We start from the raw sequence: 15,634 nt of genomic DNA, 5'->3' as shown, positions 1-15,634 counted from the left end.
GGGGCCGGGGGCAGCGCGGTGGCCGCCCCCGGAAACGTTAGAAGCCGCGGATCACTCGCAGGGCGCGGGGCCGCCGGTGACACCTTGGCAGAGGGCGTCTTTCTCGATCCAGCCGGCGTCGGTGACGACGGTCAGGTTCTCGGCGGTGACGGGCACCGGGGCGAGAAACACGGCCGTCAGCTCGGAGCCGCCGGGCGAGGTCCAGGATTGTGCGCCTTCGACATCAGCCATGGCGGTGCCATTGGCGAGGGCCACGGCGATTTCGCCGGCTTTCTGGCCGAGGGCGCGCGCATCCTTCCAGACGGAGACCGTTTGGGTGCCTTGCGCCACGCGGTTCAGCGCGGCGTGGTCGCCGTCTTGGCCGGACACCGGGATGCCCTGCATGCCCTGCGCCGTGAGCGCGGCAACAACGCCACCGGCGGTGCCGTCGTTGGAGGCCACGACCGCGTCGACCTTGTTGTCGTTCTCGGTCAGGATCTGCTCCATGTTGCGCTGGGCGTTGGCGGGCAGCCAGCCATCGGTGTAGGCCTCGCCGACGATGGTGATGTCACCGGCGTCGATGGCCGATTGCAGCACTTCCTGCTGGCCGCCGCGCAGGAAATCTGCGTTCGGGTCGGTGGGCGAGCCCTTGATCATCACGTAGTTGCCCTTGGGCGCGGCTTCGAGCACGGCGCGGGCCTGCATGCGGCCAACTTCGACGTTGTCGAAGGTCAGGTAGAAGGCGCGCGGATCTTCGATCAGGCGGTCATACCCGACGACCGGGATTTCCTCGTCAGCGGCGGCCTGCACGGCGGGGCCGATGGCTTGGCTGTCTTGCGCGAGAATGATCAGCGCGTCGACGCCCTGCGAAATCAGGTTTTCGACGTCGGTCAGCTGCTTGGAGGCCGAGCTTTGCGCGTCGGTCGATACATAGGTCGCCCCGGCGGCTTCGAGCGCGGCCTTGATGGCGGCTTCGTCGGTTTTCCAGCGTTCTTCTTGAAAGTTCGACCAGGACACGCCCACGGTCTGGGCGAAAGCTGGTGCGGTGATGGCCGCCGAAGCCAGAGCGGCGGCGAGAAGCGTCTTTTTCATGATGTCCTCCCAAAGGTTCAACCCGGCCCGCCCGGCGGCGTGACTGGGCACCCGACTCTTTCGTTCAGGCAGGGTAAAACTGGCGGCATTTCGTTTGGTTGTCAAAATAAATGTTCGGCATTGTGATGTGCTGACTGAGCTATCTTTCACTTCGTGATTAAAAACTTGCGTATTGCGGCCTCCATGTGTCTAGCTGGAAGGCAGGGAGTGATAATTAACTTGATAAGTTGAAGTAATGCAGATTGAGATGTCGCATAATGACGGCGAGGCGGAGGCTCGGCTTGCTGGCTGCGGGCCGATCCGCGGACAGCCGCAGGCTGAAGCATCGGCCCCGTTGCTGCTTTTGGCCTATGAGGTCATTCGCAGCGCCGGGCTGATTGCGCGTGTCGATCTGGCCCGGGCGCTTGATGTCAGCCCTGCGACGGTGACGGCGGTGGTTTCTGAGTTGATCGGCAGCGCGCTGGTCGAGGAGGTCGAGGGCACCCCACGGCCCGGTGGACGCGGACGCCCACCGGTTTCGCTCCGGGTGTGTGGCGGCGCTGGCCATGTGATTGGGCTGAAGCTTGCGGAGTTCAAGCACACGGCGGTGATTACTGACATGGCGGGCAATACCGTGGCCTCGGCCACGCTGAACCGCGATGCACAGGCGCGCTCGCTGGAGGTGGTGCTGCGCGAAATCGACCAATTGGCGCGTGATGTTCTTGCCAAGGCGGGAGTTGACCCGGCTTCGGTGCTCGCACTGGGCGCGGGGCTTCCGGGCTTGGTGGATCATCCCGAGGGGCTGGTGCTGTGGTCGTCGGTGCTGGAGGGCGAGGGCGTGCCGTTGGCACGGCTACTGACAGAGGCCACCGGCATTCCGACGTGGATCGACAATGACACCAACTTGCTGACGCTTGCCGAGCTTTGGTTTGGGCGCGGGCGGATGGCACGGGATTTTGCCGTTGTCTCGATCGAGCAGGGCGTGGGCATGGGGTTGGTGCTGGGGCAGGGGCTTTATCGCGGCGCACATTCGGTGGCGCTGGAGCTTGGCCACACCAAGGTGCAGCTGGACGGGGCGCTGTGCCGCTGCGGCCAACGTGGCTGCCTTGAGGCCTATACCTCGGATTATGCCCTCGTGCGCGAGGCCCACACGGCCCTGGAGCTCGACAGCCGCCTTCAGCTTTCGCCGCAGATGGTGCTGGAAAGCCTGCATGACCGCGCCAAGGCGGGCAACGAGGGGGCCATCAGCATCTTTCGCCGCGCCGGTCGCTACATGGCGGCCGGGCTTGCCAATGTGATCAACCTCTTCGACCCATCGCTCATCATCCTTTCGGGGGAGCGGATGCAATACCAATACCTTTATGCGGATGAGGTGATGCGCGAGATGTCGGGGCTGATCGTGGGCAAGGGCCGCAAGGCACCGGAGGTGACGGTGAACACCTGGGGCGATCTGGTTTGGGCGCGCGGCGCGGCGGCGCTGGCGCTGGATAAGGCGGCGCAGCGACTGGTGGGGCGGCCGGCGGCATGATCCGACTTCTTTGCTTGGTGGCGCTGGCGGCCGGTCCCGCCATGGCGGAGCCCCGGTTTGAGCCGGTGGCCCTGCCGGTGAAGCACATCTACGCGGGCGGGTGGGAGCATTTCGTGGGCGGCGGCGTGGCGGTGTTCGACTGCTCGGGTGACGGGCTGCCGGAGATTGTGGCAGCGGGTGGCGAGGCCTCGGCTGTGTTGCTGCGCAACGGTGGTAATATGGCGTTTGCCCCCGGTGCCTTCCCCGAGATCACCCATGTGACCGGCGTCTTCCCGGTGGATATCGACAGCGACGGGCTGCGCGACCTTGTGCTTACCCGGGTGGGCGAGAACGTCTTGCTGCGCGGCACCGGCGATTGCGGCTTTGAGCGGGCTGGCTGGGGCTTTGATGGTGGCGAGAGCTGGAGCACGGCATTTTCGGCCACATGGGAGGCGGGGCAGGACTGGCCGACGCTCGCCTTTGGCAACTACGTTGATCGCGACGATCCGGACGGCCCCTTTGAGGCCTGCGACGTGAACCATCTCTACCGGCCCGGGCCGGAGGGCTACGGGCCTGTGACCACGCTGGAGCCGGGGTTCTGCGCGCTTTCGATCCTGTTCTCAGATTGGGCGCGGCGCGGTCAGCAGGATTTGCGGGTGTCCAATGACCGGCATTACTACGTTTCGGGCGGCACGGAGCAGATGTGGCGGCTTGAGGCAGCGCCCCGGTTGTTGAACGAGGCCGAAGGTTTCGAGCCGGTTTCGATCTGGGGCATGGGCATTGCCAGCCGCGACCTGACGGGCGATGGGCGGCCCGAGGTGATGCTGACCTCGATGGGAGATCAGGTGCTGATGGAGTGGGATGGCGCGGGCTATGTGCGGGCGCCCTATGGCAGCGGCACCACGGCCACCACCCCCCATACCGGAGAGGATGGCCGCCCCTCTACCGGTTGGCACGCCGAGTTTGGCGATGTGGACAACGACGGGCAGGCCGATCTGTTTATTGCCAAGGGCAATGTTGACCAGATGCCGGGCATGGCGATGGACGACCCGAACAACCTGCTGATGCAGGGGGAGGACGGGGTGTTTCGGGAGGTGGCGGCGGACGCGGGTGTCGCCTCGCCGGAGCGCTCGCGCGGCGCGGCGCTGGCCGATCTTGATGGCGACGGGCGGTTGGACCTTGTGGTGGTGAACCGCCGTGCGCCGATGGAGGTGTATCGCAACGTGACCGAGGGCACCGGGCATTGGCTGGCCATTGCGCCAGTGCAGCCGGGGTCGAACCGGGATGCGGTGGGCGCATGGGTGGAAGTGCGGGCGGAGGGGCTGAGCGAGGCGCAGGAGCGCACCATTGGCGGTGGCCACGCGGGCGCGCAACTGATGCCGCTGCACTTTGGGCTTGGCGCTGCCGATGGCGGGCAGGCGCGGGTGATTTGGCCGGATGGCACGGTTGGGCCGTGGCACGCGGTCGACGCCGGGCGGAGCTATCGTGTGGAGTATCCGGGCGCGGTTTGGCGGGGGCACTGACGCCCGGCGTTACCGATCCGCCTGCACCCCGGCCAGACCGTCGAGCGCCAGACGCGCCACCAGTGCGGCATAGTCATCGCGCTCGGCTGGCGTTGCGCGAGGTTGCCACATGTGGAACCAGTTCAGCATCCCGAAGACCGACATGGTGACATCGCGCATCCGCGCCTTGGAGGCCGCGAGTTTGGCAGGGGCCAGAAGGGCGAGGGTGGCGGAAAGGCGGCGCACCATGTCGCGCTGATAGTCTTTCAGCACCGACTGGCTTTCTGCGGGCAGGGTGGCGAGCGCGTTCATCTGCAGTTGGTGCTTGTGGTCAGCCCCCTCGTAATCGCGCAGGATCACCCGCAGCATCGCCACGAGGCGCGTGCGGGGCTCGGCCTCTTCGGCCTCCACCGCGCGAATCCGGTCGCGCAGGCGCTTGAGGTGCACATCCAGAATGTCGAAGAGCAGCGCCTCCTTGCCCTGATAGTAGTGGTAGATATTGGCCTTGGAGATGCCGCAGGCCCGCGCCACCTCGGCCATCGAGGCCCGGTCATAGCCCCCTTCGGCAAAGACCCGCGCCGCCGTGAGCAGGATGTCACGGCGCTTTTCTTCATGGTCTGCGGCAATCGGACGGGCCATGGCCTATTCCTTCGGGCGGTTGTCGACCACCCTTTGCGCCTTGCCCTGCGAGCGGGCAACCCCCTCGGGGTCATGCACCTCGATCCGTGCGGAAATGCCGACGACCGATTTGATGTGATGTGCCAGCTCCTGTGCCGAGGCTTCGGCGGAGGCCGCCTCGCCGGTATGCTCGCAATGCACGGTCAGCGCGTCCATCCGGCCGGCGCGGGTCAGCTCGATCTGGAAATGCGGGGCAAGGCCCCGACATTTGAGAAGCTGCTCTTCGATCTGGGTGGGGAAGACATTGACCCCGCGCAGGATGATCATGTCATCGCTGCGGCCCGTCACCTTCTCCATCCGGCGCATCGAGCGGGCGGTGCCGGGCAGCAGGCGGGTGAGGTCGCGGGTGCGGTAGCGGATGATCGGCATGCCCTCCTTGGTGAGCGTGGTGAACACCAGTTCGCCCAACTCGCCATCTTCTACCGGCTCGCCGGTATCGGGGTTGATGATCTCGGGATAGAAGTGATCTTCCCAGATATGCAGCCCGTCCTTGGTTTCTACACACTCGTTCGCCACGCCGGGGCCCATCACCTCGGATAGCCCATAGATATCAACGGCGTGCATGTTGAACGCCTGTTCAATTTCTTCCCGCATCGCGTTGGTCCATGGCTCGGCCCCGAAGATGCCCACCTTGAGCGGGCTTTGCGCCGGATCGCGCCCGGCGGCGCGGTAGGCATCGAGGATGGAGAGCATGTAGGAGGGGGTGACCATGATGATGGAGGCACCGAAATCCTCGATCAGGGTCACCTGCCGCTCTGTCATGCCCCCCGAGACGGGCACGACGGTGCAGCCCAGTTTCTCGGCCCCGTAATGCGCCCCGAGCCCGCCGGTGAAGAGGCCGTAGCCATAGGCCACATGGATGATGTCACCGGGCGTGCCGCCGCTGGCGCGGATCGAGCGGGCGACGACCGTCGCCCATGTGTCGATGTCCTTGGCGGTGTAGCCGACAACGGTGGGCTTGCCGGTGGTGCCGGAGGAGGCGTGGACGCGGGAGATGCGCTCGCGCGGCACGGCGAAGAGGCCGAAGGGGTAATTGTCTCGCAGGTCGGATTTGACCGTGAAGGGGAATTTGGCGAGGTCTTTCAGGCTCTTGAGGTCATCGGGGTGCACGCCCGCCGCGTCGAATTTGGCGCGATAGAAGGGCACGTTTTCATAGGCGTGGGTGAGCGACCATTTCAGGCGCTCCAGTTGAAGCGCGTCGATTTCGTCGCGGGAGGCGACCTCAATCGGGTCGAGGGTATCGCGGGGGGGCGTGAGGTCGATCATTGCTCATTCCCTTCATCGAAGAGGGCGCCGGGGATGGCGCGGGAGAGGCCGCGAAACTGGGCGATCACGCGGCCTTCCTCGCCGGTGACGGTCACATCCGTCAGCCCGGTGCGGCCTTGGAGAGAGGTTTCGCGGGCCGTGGCGGTGAGGGTTTCGCCCAAGCGGCCGGGGGCGAGGTAGGTGATCTGGTTCTGCTGGGCCACGGTGGACTGGTTGCGGCTGTTGCAGGCGAAGGCGAAGGCGCTATCGGCCAGCGCGAAGATCACCCCGCCGTGGCAGATGCCGTGGCCGTTGCAGTGGTGCGGCGCGATGGTGAGGGTGAGGCTGGCTGTGCCTTCGGCGACAGCGCCCAGCTCCATGCCGAACCACTTGGAGGCCGCATCCTGCGCCCACATCACGGCGGCGGATTGCGCGGCGCGTTCTTGCGGGGTCATGGCTTGGCCCCGAAGTTGGGCGCGCGCTTTTGCAGGAAAGCGGCGACGCCTTCGGCATAGTCGGGGTGCGCGCCGCAGCGCTTTTGGGTTTCGGCCTCAAGGTCAAGCTGCTCGTCCATCGTGTTGGTGGTCGCGGCGTGGAGCGCCTGCTTGATCTGCCCAAGGCCGTGGGTGGGGCCGCTTGCCAACTTTTCCGCCAGCGCGCGGGCTTCCGGCATGAGGGCATCGTCGGGCAGGGCCTTCCAGATCAGGCCCCAATCGGCGGCGGTTTCGGCGGGCAGCGGCTCGGCGGTGAGGGTGAGCGCCTTGGCGCGGGCCATGCCGACGAGGTGGGGGAGGGACCATGTGCCGCCGGAGTCGGGCACGAGGCCGATCTTGCCAAAGCTCTGGATGAACTTGGCGGATTGCGCGGCGAGCACGATATCGCAGGCCAGCGCCACGTTGGCCCCCGCGCCAGCGGCGACGCCGTTGACGGCGCAGATCACCGGGCAGGCGAGGGCGCGGATCTGGCGGACCAGCGGGTTGTAGAATTTGGTGAGGGTTTGCGAGAGGTCGGGCGTGCCCTCCATCTTGGCCGGGTCACGATCGCCAAGGTCTTGCCCGGCGCAGAATCCACGGCCCGCGCCGGTGAGCAGCACGGCGCGGGCGTCTGCCGCGCTCTCCAACGCGGCCCGCAACGCCAGATGCATCTCTTCGTTGAAACTGTTGAGTTTTTCCGGCCGGTTGAGGGTGATTTCCACCCAGTCGCCGTGAGACTCCACCCGTATCGTTTCGCTCATTTTGCAGTCCTCCCGGCGGAATCGTTTGCATAAACCGTCCGGTTGGTCAATTAATTCCGGCAACAGGGAGGATCTCAGCATGATCGAAGTTGGCAGCTATGTGGGCGGCGTGTGGATGGCACCGGGCGAGGGGGCGCGGGACATCCATGATGCGGTGACCGGCGAGCGGATTGGCCGCGCTGGCAATGCGGCGCTGGATGCGGGCGCGATGCTGGAGCATGGCCGCACGGTTGGCGGGCCGGTGCTGCGGGCGATGGGCTTCAAGGCGCGGGCGAAGATGCTGAAGGCGCTGGCGCTGCATCTGAGCGGTCAGAAAGAGGCGCTTTATGAGCTGAGTTACACCACAGGCGGCACGGCGGTGGACCACATGATCGACGTGGACGGCGGTATCGGCACGCTGTTTGTTTACGCCTCCAAGGGGGTAAAGGAGCTGCCCGAGGACGGGCCGTTGCTGGATGGCGATGTGGAGTTTTTCGGCAAGGCGGGCACCTTTGGCGGGCGGCACATTTGTGTTCCGCTTGAAGGGGTTGCGGTGCATATCAACGCCTTCAACTTCCCGGTCTGGGGGATGCTGGAGAAGATCGCGCCCTGCCTGCTGGCGGGCATGCCGGCGGTGGTGAAACCGGCAACGGCGACCGCCCATGTGACCGAAGCCTGCCTGCGGATGATGCTGAAGAGCGGCGTGCTCCCTGAGGGGGCGTTGCAGCTTGTCACCGGCGGGCTGGGCGACACGCTGGAGCGGCTGGGGCCGCAGGATGTGGTGACCTTCACCGGCTCCGCCGACACGGCGTTGAAGCTACGGGGCACACCCGCGATCCTGCGCAATTCGGTGCGGTTCACGGCGGAGCAGGACTCGCTGAACGCTTCGATCCTGGGGCCGGATGCGGCGCCTGATACGCCGGAGTTTGACCTGTTTGTCAAAGAGGTGCACCGCGAGATGACCGCCAAGGCCGGGCAGAAATGCACGGCGATCCGGCGCATCCTCGTGCCTGAAGCGCGGGTGGAGGCTGTGATTGAAGCCGTCGCGGCGCGGCTGGCCAAGACCACGGTGGGTGATCCGCGCGAGGAGGGCGTGCGGATGGGCGCGCTGGTGAGTGCGGGGCAGGCGGCGGATGTGCTTGAAAAGGCGGCGATTATCGGCTCCGAGGCGGAGCTGGCTTATGGCGGCATGGAAGGGTTCAGCCCGGTGGGCGCGCGGGCCACGGGCGGGGCCTTTGTGGCGCCGCACCTGTTCCGCGCCGACCCGGATGCGGTGGTGCGCGTGCATGACACAGAGGCCTTCGGGCCGGTGAGCACGGTGATGGGCTATCGCGACATGGCCCATGCCTGCGAGATCGCGGCGCGGGGGCAGGGCTCGCTCGTGGCCTCGGTCATTACCCACGATCCGGCGGTGGCGCGGGAGGCGGTGATGGGCCTCGCGGCCTGGCATGGGCGGGTTTACCTGAACGACCGCGTGTCGATGAAGGAGAGCACCGGCCATGGTGCGCCGATGCCGCATATGGTCCATGGCGGGCCGGGCCGCGCGGGAGGCGGCGAAGAGTTGGGCGGTATTCGCGCCGTGACCCATTACATGCAGCGCACGGCGGTGCAGGGCTCGCCCGAGATGCTCAGGGCGGTGAGCGGGGTGCAGGTGAAGGGCGCGCCGGAGGTGGCGAGCGAGGGCCATCCGTTCCGCCGCAAGTTCGGTGAGCTGGAGGTGGGGCAGGTTCTGGAGACGAAAGCCCGCGAGATCACGCTTGAAGATATCGAACATTTCGCCGAGTTCACCGGAGATACCTTCTATGCCCATATGGATGAGGAGGCCGCCGCGCGAAACCCGTTCTTCCCGGGGCGTGTGGCCCATGGCTACTTGCTTCTGAGCTTTGCTGCCGGGCTGTTCGTGGACCCGGAGGAGGGGCCGGTGCTGGCCAACACCGGGCTAGAAAGCCTTGCATTTATGCAACCTGTGGTGCCCGGTGACAGCATTTCGGTGCGGCTAAGTGTGGCGAGCAAGAAGCGGCGCACGGCGGAGCATGGCGAGGTGCGCTGGGCGGTGGAAATCACCAAACAGGACGGCGCTACGGTGGCCGAATACGAGCTGCTGACCATGGTGGCGGGCTGATCGGCGTGGCGCTATGCTTGAGGCATGAGCGCCGCCCCCGAACCCTCTGACCTTTCGCCCGAATTTCTGGCCGCCGCCGCGCCGCTCAGGCCGGGGGCGCATCGGGTGTGGTCGCTCATCGTCACCGTTTTCGGAGACCTTGCCCGCGCCGAAGGGGACGCGATTGACGGCGCTGCGCTGGGGCGGATCATGGCGGCGATGGCGGTGAAGCCCGAGGCGATGCGGGTGGCGCTGCACCGGCTACGCAAGGAGGGCTGGCTGGAGAGCCGCAAGGCCGGGCGGGGTGCGGTGCACGCGTTGACCGCGCAGGGCCGGGCTGGCTCACAGGAGGCCGCCCCGAGGATTTATGCAGCCCGCGCCGAGGGGCCGAAGGCGTGGTTTTTGGCGCTGGGCGAGGGGGCTGTGGAGGCCGGGGCGGGCGAGGTGCAGCTCACCGCGAGCGCGGTGCTATCGCCCGCGCCTGCGGCGGGCCTCGCTGCCGGGCGGGTTAAGGGGCTGCCGGGCTGGGTGCGCGCAAGGCTTTGTTCTGAAGCGCTTTTCGAGGAAGCGGCGGAGCTGGAGCGTGCGCTGGCCTCGGTGCGCGTGCCTGCCGGTCTGGCCCCTGTGGAGGTGGCTGCACTCAGGGCGCTGGTGGTGCACTCGTGGCGGCGCGTGGTGCTGCGCGCGCCGCAGGTGCCGGCGCGGTTCATGCCCGAGGGCTGGGCCGGGGAGCGGTGCCGGAGCCTCGTGGTCAGCCTTCTGGCGGCGCTGCCGAGACCGGAGGTTGGCGAGATTTAGCGGTGGTGGGGGTCTCCTAGCCTACGTGTCCTGCACCGTGTTGCGCAGGGTGCCGAGGCCGGGGGAGGTGACTTCGACCACATCGCCGGGTTTCAGGAACCGTGGCGGATCGAACCGCGCACCGGCGCCGGTGGGGGTGCCGGAGACGATAATGTCACCGGGGACCAGCGTGGTGAAAGTGCTGATGTAGGCGATCTGGAAGGCGACGGGAAAGAGCATCCGCGCGGTGTTGTCTTGCTGGCGCAGCTCGCCGTTTACGCGGGTTTCGATATTGGCCTTGGTGATTTGCGCCTCATCGGTGAAGGGCACGATCCAAGGGCCCATTGCGCCGGAATTATCCCAGTTTTTCCCTTGGGTTACGTTGAACTTGGCGTGGCGGACCCAGTCGCGCAGGGTGCCCTCGTTGCACAGTGTCAGGGCACCGATGTGGCTCAGCGCCTCGCTTTCGGGGATGCGGCGACCGCCCTTGCCGATGATGACCGCGATTTCGCCCTCGTAGTCGAGTTGGGGCGTTTCGGACGGGCGGATCAGCGGTTGGTCATGGCCGGTGAAGCTGCGCGGGAAGCGGATGAAGAGCGAGGGCTTGGGTGGGGCCTCCTTGCCGTCTTTGTACTCGGCGTTGCGGTCGGGGAAGTTGACGCCGACGCAGATGATCTTCTCGGGCGAGGGGATCGGGATCTCATAGGTGAAATCGGTTTGCGCGGGCTGCTCATCGCCCGCTTGCGCGACCTCTTCGCAGGCACCGGCGGCCACCACCTCGCGAAGGGTGGGATACTGCGGGAAGAGCGGCGAGAGGGCGTGAAAACCCGCCTCGGTGACAGTGCCCCAGGCGGTTTCGCCCGAGGGCAGGGTGACGGTGGCGAGGCGGGTCATTAGGGGCTCCTTGTGGGGGCGCCATGAATGCGCACCCTACGGGTTGCGAAGACGCCTCGAAGGGCGGATGAGCGGACGCGGTCAGACGTTCATGCAGAGGTATTTGAGCTCCATGAACTCTTCCATGCCGTGGGTTGAGCCTTCGCGGCCGAGGCCGGAGTGCTTGACCCCACCGAAGGGGGCGACGGCGGTGGAGATGAGGCCGGTGTTGATGCCGACCATGCCGTAATCGAGCGCCTCGGACACCCGCCAGACGCGGGAGAGGTCGCGGGCGTAGAAGTAGCTGGCAAGGCCGAACTCGGTGGCATTGGCGGCCTCGATGGCCTCCTCTTCGGTTTCGAATTTGAAGAGGGGGGCGACGGGGCCGAAGGTTTCTTCTGTCGTCACTTTCATCGAGGTATCCACGCCGGTGAGCACGGTGGGCTGCCAGAAGGTGCCGCCCTTCTCATGCGGCTCGCCGCCGAGGATGACCTTGGCGCCTTTGCTCTTGGCGTCTTCCACGTGGTCGCGCACCTTTTCCAGCCCGCCTTCGTCGATCAGCGGGCCGAAGTTGACGCCCTCGTCGAAGCCGTCGCCGGTTTTCATGGTGCTGACCTTGGCGGCCAGCTTTTCGGCGAATTCGTCGTAGATGCCGGATTGCACGTAGATCCGGTTGGCGCAAACGCAGGTTTGGCCGTTGTTGCGGAACTTGGCGATCACCGCGCCTTCAACGGCGGCATCCACATCGGCGTCATCGAAGACGAGGAAGGGGGCGTTGCCGCCCAGTTCGAGGCCGAGTTTCTTGATCGTCGGCGCGCATTGCTCGTAGAGCTTGGCACCCACCTCTGTGGAGCCGGTGAAGGTGAGGGCGCGCACGGTTTCGCTTGCCGTCATCGCGCCGCCGATGGCCGAGGCCGAGCCGGTGAGGATGGAGAAGAGCTCCAGCGGCAGGCCCGCGCGCTCGGCCAGAACGCCGAGGGCGATGGCGGAGAAGGGGGTTTGCGAGGCGGGCTTGAGCACCATGGCGCAGCCCGCACCGAGGGCGGGGCCAGCCTTGCGGGTGATCATGGCGTTGGGGAAGTTCCACGGCGTGATTGCGGCCACCACGCCCACCGGCTGCTTGAGCACGACTATGCGCTTGTCGGGCTGGTGGCCGGGGATGACCTCGCCGTTGGCACGGCGGCATTGCTCGGCGAACCACCGGATGAAGCTGGCGCCATAGGCGACCTCGCCCTTGGCCTCGGCGAGCGGCTTGCCCTGTTCGGCGGTCATGATTGCGCCGAGATCGTCTTGCGCGGCCATCATCAGGTCATGCCATTTCATCAGGACGTCGGCGCGGTCTTCTGCGGTGCGCTTCGCCCAGTCCTTTTGCGCGATCCGGGCGGCCTCGATGGCCTCGTCGGTTTCCTTCGCGCCGAGCTTGGGTACGCGGCCGATCACTTCGCCGGTGGAGGGGTTGGTGACCTCGATGGCATTCTCGCCCGCGGGCACCCATTTGCCGGCAACGAGGCAGGCCTCTTTTAGCAGGTCGGGGTCTTTGAGTTTGGGCATCGGCATGGGGAAACCTCCTGAGTCTGTGATTTGTCCGGACAATAGCGCCGGATCAGGGGGCGGCAATGGCTGGTTCGGTCACGGGGCGACAATGGGGGTGGCGGCGAGGGTGGAGGCGACCGGGTCGGTGCCCTCAAACAGGGAGCCTTCCTCGAACCATGAGCGGGGAGCCGGGGCGCCCCAGAGAGTTTGGCGTTGCGGGTCTTTGAGATCCCATTTGATCGGCTCAAGGTCCGGGTCCACCGTTTGATAGTCGGAGCAGTAGATCTCGGTGCGGTGGCCGTCCGGGTCGCGGATGTAGAGGAAGAAGGCGTTGGAGATGCCGTGGCGGCCCGGGCCGCGCTCGATGTTATCGACCCAGCCGGTGGTGGCCATCAGGTCGAGCAGGTCGATGATGTTGAGCGGGGTGGGCACCCAGAAGGCGGTGTGGTGCAGGCGCGGACCAGTGCCGTTGGTGAAGGCCATGTCGTGCACGCCGCCCTTGCGGTGGCACCATGCGGCCCAAAGACGGCCAGTTTCTGCATCTTCGGTGTATTCGGTCACCCGGAAGCCGAGCTCGTTGTAGAAGGCGACGGAGGCATCGACATCGGGCGAGAAGCAGTTGAAGTGGTCGATCCGCAGCGGTTTGACGCCGTTGTAGAGCTTGTATTGTTGGTGGATCGGGGGGAGGCGGTCCATCCGGGCGTAGAACTCCAGCGGAATGCCGTGCGGGTCGCGGGAGCGAAAGGTGCGCGACTGGTAGGGGCGTTCGACCCATTCGGTCGGGTGGCCCTTGCTGCGGAAGAAGTGCTCGGCTTTCTCCAGATGCTCCTCGTCGAAGAGTTTGAAGGAGAGATCGCGGGCGCGCGGTTCATCCCCCTGTTTGAGCACGAGGCAATGATGCCCGCGTTCTTCCATGGCGCGCAGGTAGATGGTGGAGGGGTCTTCATCGGTGACTTGCAGGCCTAGCGTGTCGACATAGAAGGCGCGGCTTTTGGCGAGGTCGGTGACAATCAGCTCGACGTGGCTCAGCCGCAGGATGTTGAAAGCCGGGGTCAGGTTGGGTGCGGGAATGGGCATGGTTTCCTCCTCGGGGTGGCGGGCTGATTGCCCGCCAAAGTGGTGGGCAAATTGCCCATCCTACGGGTGAAGCGCGGGTCAAGCGCCGAGGCGCGGGATCTTGTGGGTGCCGGTGGCGAAGCCGATGTGTTTTTGCTCCATGTAGAACTCGAAGGACCAGTCGCCGCCGTCGCGCCCGATGCCGCTGGCTTTTACCCCGCCGAAGGGGGTGGGCAGGTGGCGGACGTTTTCCGAGTTCACCCAGATCATTCCGGCCTCCAGCCCATCGGTGAAGCGCATGGCGCTTGTGATGTCTTGCGTCCAGACATAGGCGGTGAGGCCGTAGGGGATGGTGTTGGCGATGCTCAGGGCCTCGGCCTCGTCGGCAAAGCGGATTGAGGTGAGGACGGGGCCGAAGATTTCTTCCTGCGCGATGGCCATGTCGTTGGTGGCATTGGTGAAGAGGGTGGGGGCCACGAAGTGCCCGGCCACGCCGACGCGGGTGCCGCCTGCGGCGATGGTCGCGCCTTCGGAGGTGGCCTTGTCGAAGTAGCTCGACACTTTGTCGAAGTGGGTCTTGTGGATGAGCGGGCCAACCTCGGTTTTCGGATCAAGCGGGTGGCCGACCTTTATGTTTTTCACCCGTGCGGCCAGCTCGGCCTCGAACCTCTCGGCAATGCTCTCCTGCACCAGCAGGCGCGAGGAGGAGGTGCAGCGCTCGCCGTTCAGCGAGTAGATCATGAAAATGGCGGCATCGAGGGCGCGGGGCAGATCGGCATCTTCGAAGACCACCACCGGGTTTTTGCCACCAAGCTCGAAGTGGCAGCGCTTGAGGGTTGGCGCGCCCTGGGCCTGGATCATGGAGCCAGTTTTGCTTTCACCCACGAAGGCGATGGCCTTGATGGCGGGGTGCTCGGTGAGCGCCTTGCCGGCCTCCTCGCCCATCCCGTTGACCATGTTCCACACGCCCGGGGGCAGGCCGGCCTCTTCTGCGATCTCGATGAGGAGGCGGGCTGTGACAGGGGAGAACTCGGCCGGTTTATGGACGATGGTGCAGCCTGCGGCGAGCGCGGGGGCGATCTTCCATGTGGAGAGCATGAAGGGGGTGTTCCACGGGGTGATGACGCCCACGGGGCCGATCGGCACGCGGGTGGTGACGTTCATCAGCGTGGGGGAGGGCAGGTGCTGGCCGTCGCGGGCCGAGGGAGCGCGGTCGGCAAAGAAGCGGAAGTTCTCGGCCCCACGCAGCGCCGCCTTGGCCATGAAGCGGATCGGCTGGCCGGTGTCCCACGCCTCGCAAAGGGCGATTTTCTCGGCATTGGCCTCGATGGCATCGGCCACGGCGTGGAGCAGTTTCTTGCGGGCGGTGCCGGGCATGTCGCGCCATGCGGGGAAGGCGGCTTTGGCGGCCTGGGCGGCGGCGTCGATATCGGCGGCGGTGCCACGGGCGACCTGACAGATTTCGCTTTCATCGACGGGTGAATGGTTGGTGAAGGTGGCGCCTGTCACATCCTGCCCGGCAATGCGGTGGGCGATGCCCTCGGCCTTCAGGCGGGCAAGGTGGGGGGCGAGGCTGGCGGTGTTGGTGGCGAGGTCGGTCATTTGGCCTCCTTGGCGGCGATATGGTCGCGCACGGTGTTGAGCTTGGGCGAAAGGGCGGGGTCAATGTCGCGCATTTCAAGACTGAGCATGATCGGCTGGCTTGCGATGACCCGGGCGAGGAAGGCGCGGGCGGCTTCGAAGACATGGGCCGTGGCGGCTTCCTTGGCGTCCTGCGGGCGACCGCCGCGCAGGCGGATGGAGATATCGACGAAGATATTGGCCGGGTCGCCATCGGCGATGGCGTAGGCTTCGCACCGGGCCGCGCGGACGCGGATGCCGGCCATGGGAAACACGCCGGTTTCCAGCCCGGCCTGCCGCAGGGCCTCGCAGAAGGCGGAGATATTGGCGTGGGCCTCAAGGTTGGCCGAGTATTCGATGCGGATATGTGGCACAGGCTCCCCCCCCCCAGAAGTTATTAACTCGTTAATGATATTTACCCCGGGTGTCAAGTTTTATTGACGCCAGACCCCACACCGGCTGATAACCTATCTTGATGC

Annotated in this window: 14 protein-coding genes; 4 read left to right on the top strand and 10 right to left on the bottom strand. The window is 66.1% G+C overall.

The window, feature by feature from the left end:
• Nucleotides 1–51: 51 nt before the first annotated feature.
• Nucleotides 52–1,071, bottom strand: a complete 1,020-nt coding sequence (gene xylF, locus ACXAG6_RS16000) for a D-xylose ABC transporter substrate-binding protein (protein ID WP_475338795.1) — start codon at nucleotides 1,069–1,071, stop codon at nucleotides 52–54.
• 235 nt (nucleotides 1,072–1,306) lie between these two features.
• On the opposite strand from xylF, the gene ACXAG6_RS15995 reads away from it, so the two are divergent.
• Both ACXAG6_RS15995 and ACXAG6_RS15990 read left to right on the top strand, forming a co-directional pair.
• On the top strand, nucleotides 1,307–2,578 hold the full coding sequence (locus ACXAG6_RS15995) for an ROK family protein (protein ID WP_475338794.1): 1,272 nt from the start codon (nucleotides 1,307–1,309) through the stop codon (nucleotides 2,576–2,578).
• Complete coding sequence (locus ACXAG6_RS15990; protein WP_475338793.1) at nucleotides 2,575–4,080, top strand: CRTAC1 family protein; 1,506 nt, start codon at nucleotides 2,575–2,577, stop codon at nucleotides 4,078–4,080. Before ACXAG6_RS15995 ends, ACXAG6_RS15990 begins: the two co-directional genes overlap by 4 nt.
• A 9-nt stretch (nucleotides 4,081–4,089) precedes the next feature.
• On the opposite strand, the gene ACXAG6_RS15985 is transcribed toward ACXAG6_RS15990, so the two are convergent.
• Genes ACXAG6_RS15985 through paaG form a run of 4 tightly spaced genes read right to left on the bottom strand, consistent with a single transcriptional unit; the run spans nucleotide 4,090 to nucleotide 7,216 of the window.
• Nucleotides 4,090–4,698: a TetR/AcrR family transcriptional regulator gene (locus ACXAG6_RS15985; protein ID WP_475338791.1), complete on the bottom strand. Its 609-nt coding sequence runs from the start codon at nucleotides 4,696–4,698 to the stop codon at nucleotides 4,090–4,092.
• 3 nt (nucleotides 4,699–4,701) lie between these two features.
• On the bottom strand, nucleotides 4,702–6,003 hold the full coding sequence (gene paaK, locus ACXAG6_RS15980) for a phenylacetate--CoA ligase PaaK (protein ID WP_475338790.1): 1,302 nt from the start codon (nucleotides 6,001–6,003) through the stop codon (nucleotides 4,702–4,704).
• Complete coding sequence (gene paaI, locus ACXAG6_RS15975) at nucleotides 6,000–6,437, bottom strand: hydroxyphenylacetyl-CoA thioesterase PaaI (RefSeq protein WP_475338788.1); 438 nt, start codon at nucleotides 6,435–6,437, stop codon at nucleotides 6,000–6,002. Before paaI ends, paaK begins: the two co-directional genes overlap by 4 nt.
• On the bottom strand, nucleotides 6,434–7,216 hold the full coding sequence (gene paaG, locus ACXAG6_RS15970; protein WP_475338787.1) for a 2-(1,2-epoxy-1,2-dihydrophenyl)acetyl-CoA isomerase PaaG: 783 nt from the start codon (nucleotides 7,214–7,216) through the stop codon (nucleotides 6,434–6,436). Before paaG ends, paaI begins: the two co-directional genes overlap by 4 nt.
• Nucleotides 7,217–7,295: 79 nt before the next feature.
• Between paaG and paaZ the strand changes: the two genes are divergently transcribed.
• Nucleotides 7,296–9,317 carry a phenylacetic acid degradation bifunctional protein PaaZ gene (gene paaZ, locus ACXAG6_RS15965; RefSeq protein WP_475338786.1) on the top strand — a complete coding sequence of 674 codons (2,022 nt, stop codon included), beginning with the start codon at nucleotides 7,296–7,298 and terminating at the stop codon, nucleotides 9,315–9,317.
• 24 nt (nucleotides 9,318–9,341) lie between these two features.
• A complete protein-coding gene (locus ACXAG6_RS15960; RefSeq protein WP_475338785.1) occupies nucleotides 9,342–10,094 on the top strand; it encodes a PaaX family transcriptional regulator C-terminal domain-containing protein in 753 nt (250 codons plus the stop codon).
• A gap of 21 nt (nucleotides 10,095–10,115) precedes the next feature.
• Here ACXAG6_RS15960 and ACXAG6_RS15955 read toward each other — a convergent pair whose 3' ends face one another.
• The 5 genes from ACXAG6_RS15955 to ACXAG6_RS15935 form a co-directional block, all read right to left on the bottom strand.
• A complete protein-coding gene (locus ACXAG6_RS15955; RefSeq protein WP_475338784.1) occupies nucleotides 10,116–10,967 on the bottom strand; it encodes a fumarylacetoacetate hydrolase family protein in 852 nt (283 codons plus the stop codon).
• 81 nt (nucleotides 10,968–11,048) lie between these two features.
• Nucleotides 11,049–12,503, bottom strand: a complete 1,455-nt coding sequence (locus ACXAG6_RS15950) for an NAD-dependent succinate-semialdehyde dehydrogenase (protein ID WP_475338782.1) — start codon at nucleotides 12,501–12,503, stop codon at nucleotides 11,049–11,051.
• A gap of 72 nt (nucleotides 12,504–12,575) precedes the next feature.
• Complete coding sequence (gene hpaD / locus ACXAG6_RS15945; protein ID WP_475338781.1) at nucleotides 12,576–13,556, bottom strand: 3,4-dihydroxyphenylacetate 2,3-dioxygenase; 981 nt, start codon at nucleotides 13,554–13,556, stop codon at nucleotides 12,576–12,578.
• 78 nt (nucleotides 13,557–13,634) lie between these two features.
• Complete coding sequence (gene hpaE, locus ACXAG6_RS15940; RefSeq protein ID WP_475338780.1) at nucleotides 13,635–15,137, bottom strand: 5-carboxymethyl-2-hydroxymuconate semialdehyde dehydrogenase; 1,503 nt, start codon at nucleotides 15,135–15,137, stop codon at nucleotides 13,635–13,637.
• On the bottom strand, nucleotides 15,134–15,529 hold the full coding sequence (locus ACXAG6_RS15935) for a 5-carboxymethyl-2-hydroxymuconate Delta-isomerase (RefSeq protein WP_475338779.1): 396 nt from the start codon (nucleotides 15,527–15,529) through the stop codon (nucleotides 15,134–15,136). The genes hpaE and ACXAG6_RS15935 overlap by 4 nt, the downstream gene beginning before the upstream one ends.
• Nucleotides 15,530–15,634 lie beyond the last annotated feature (105 nt).

This window comes from Vannielia sp. ABF1_015 (assembly GCF_056160745.1).
The sequence above is the reverse complement of the archived record's forward strand: the minus strand, read 5'-3'. Positions and strand labels throughout refer to the sequence as shown.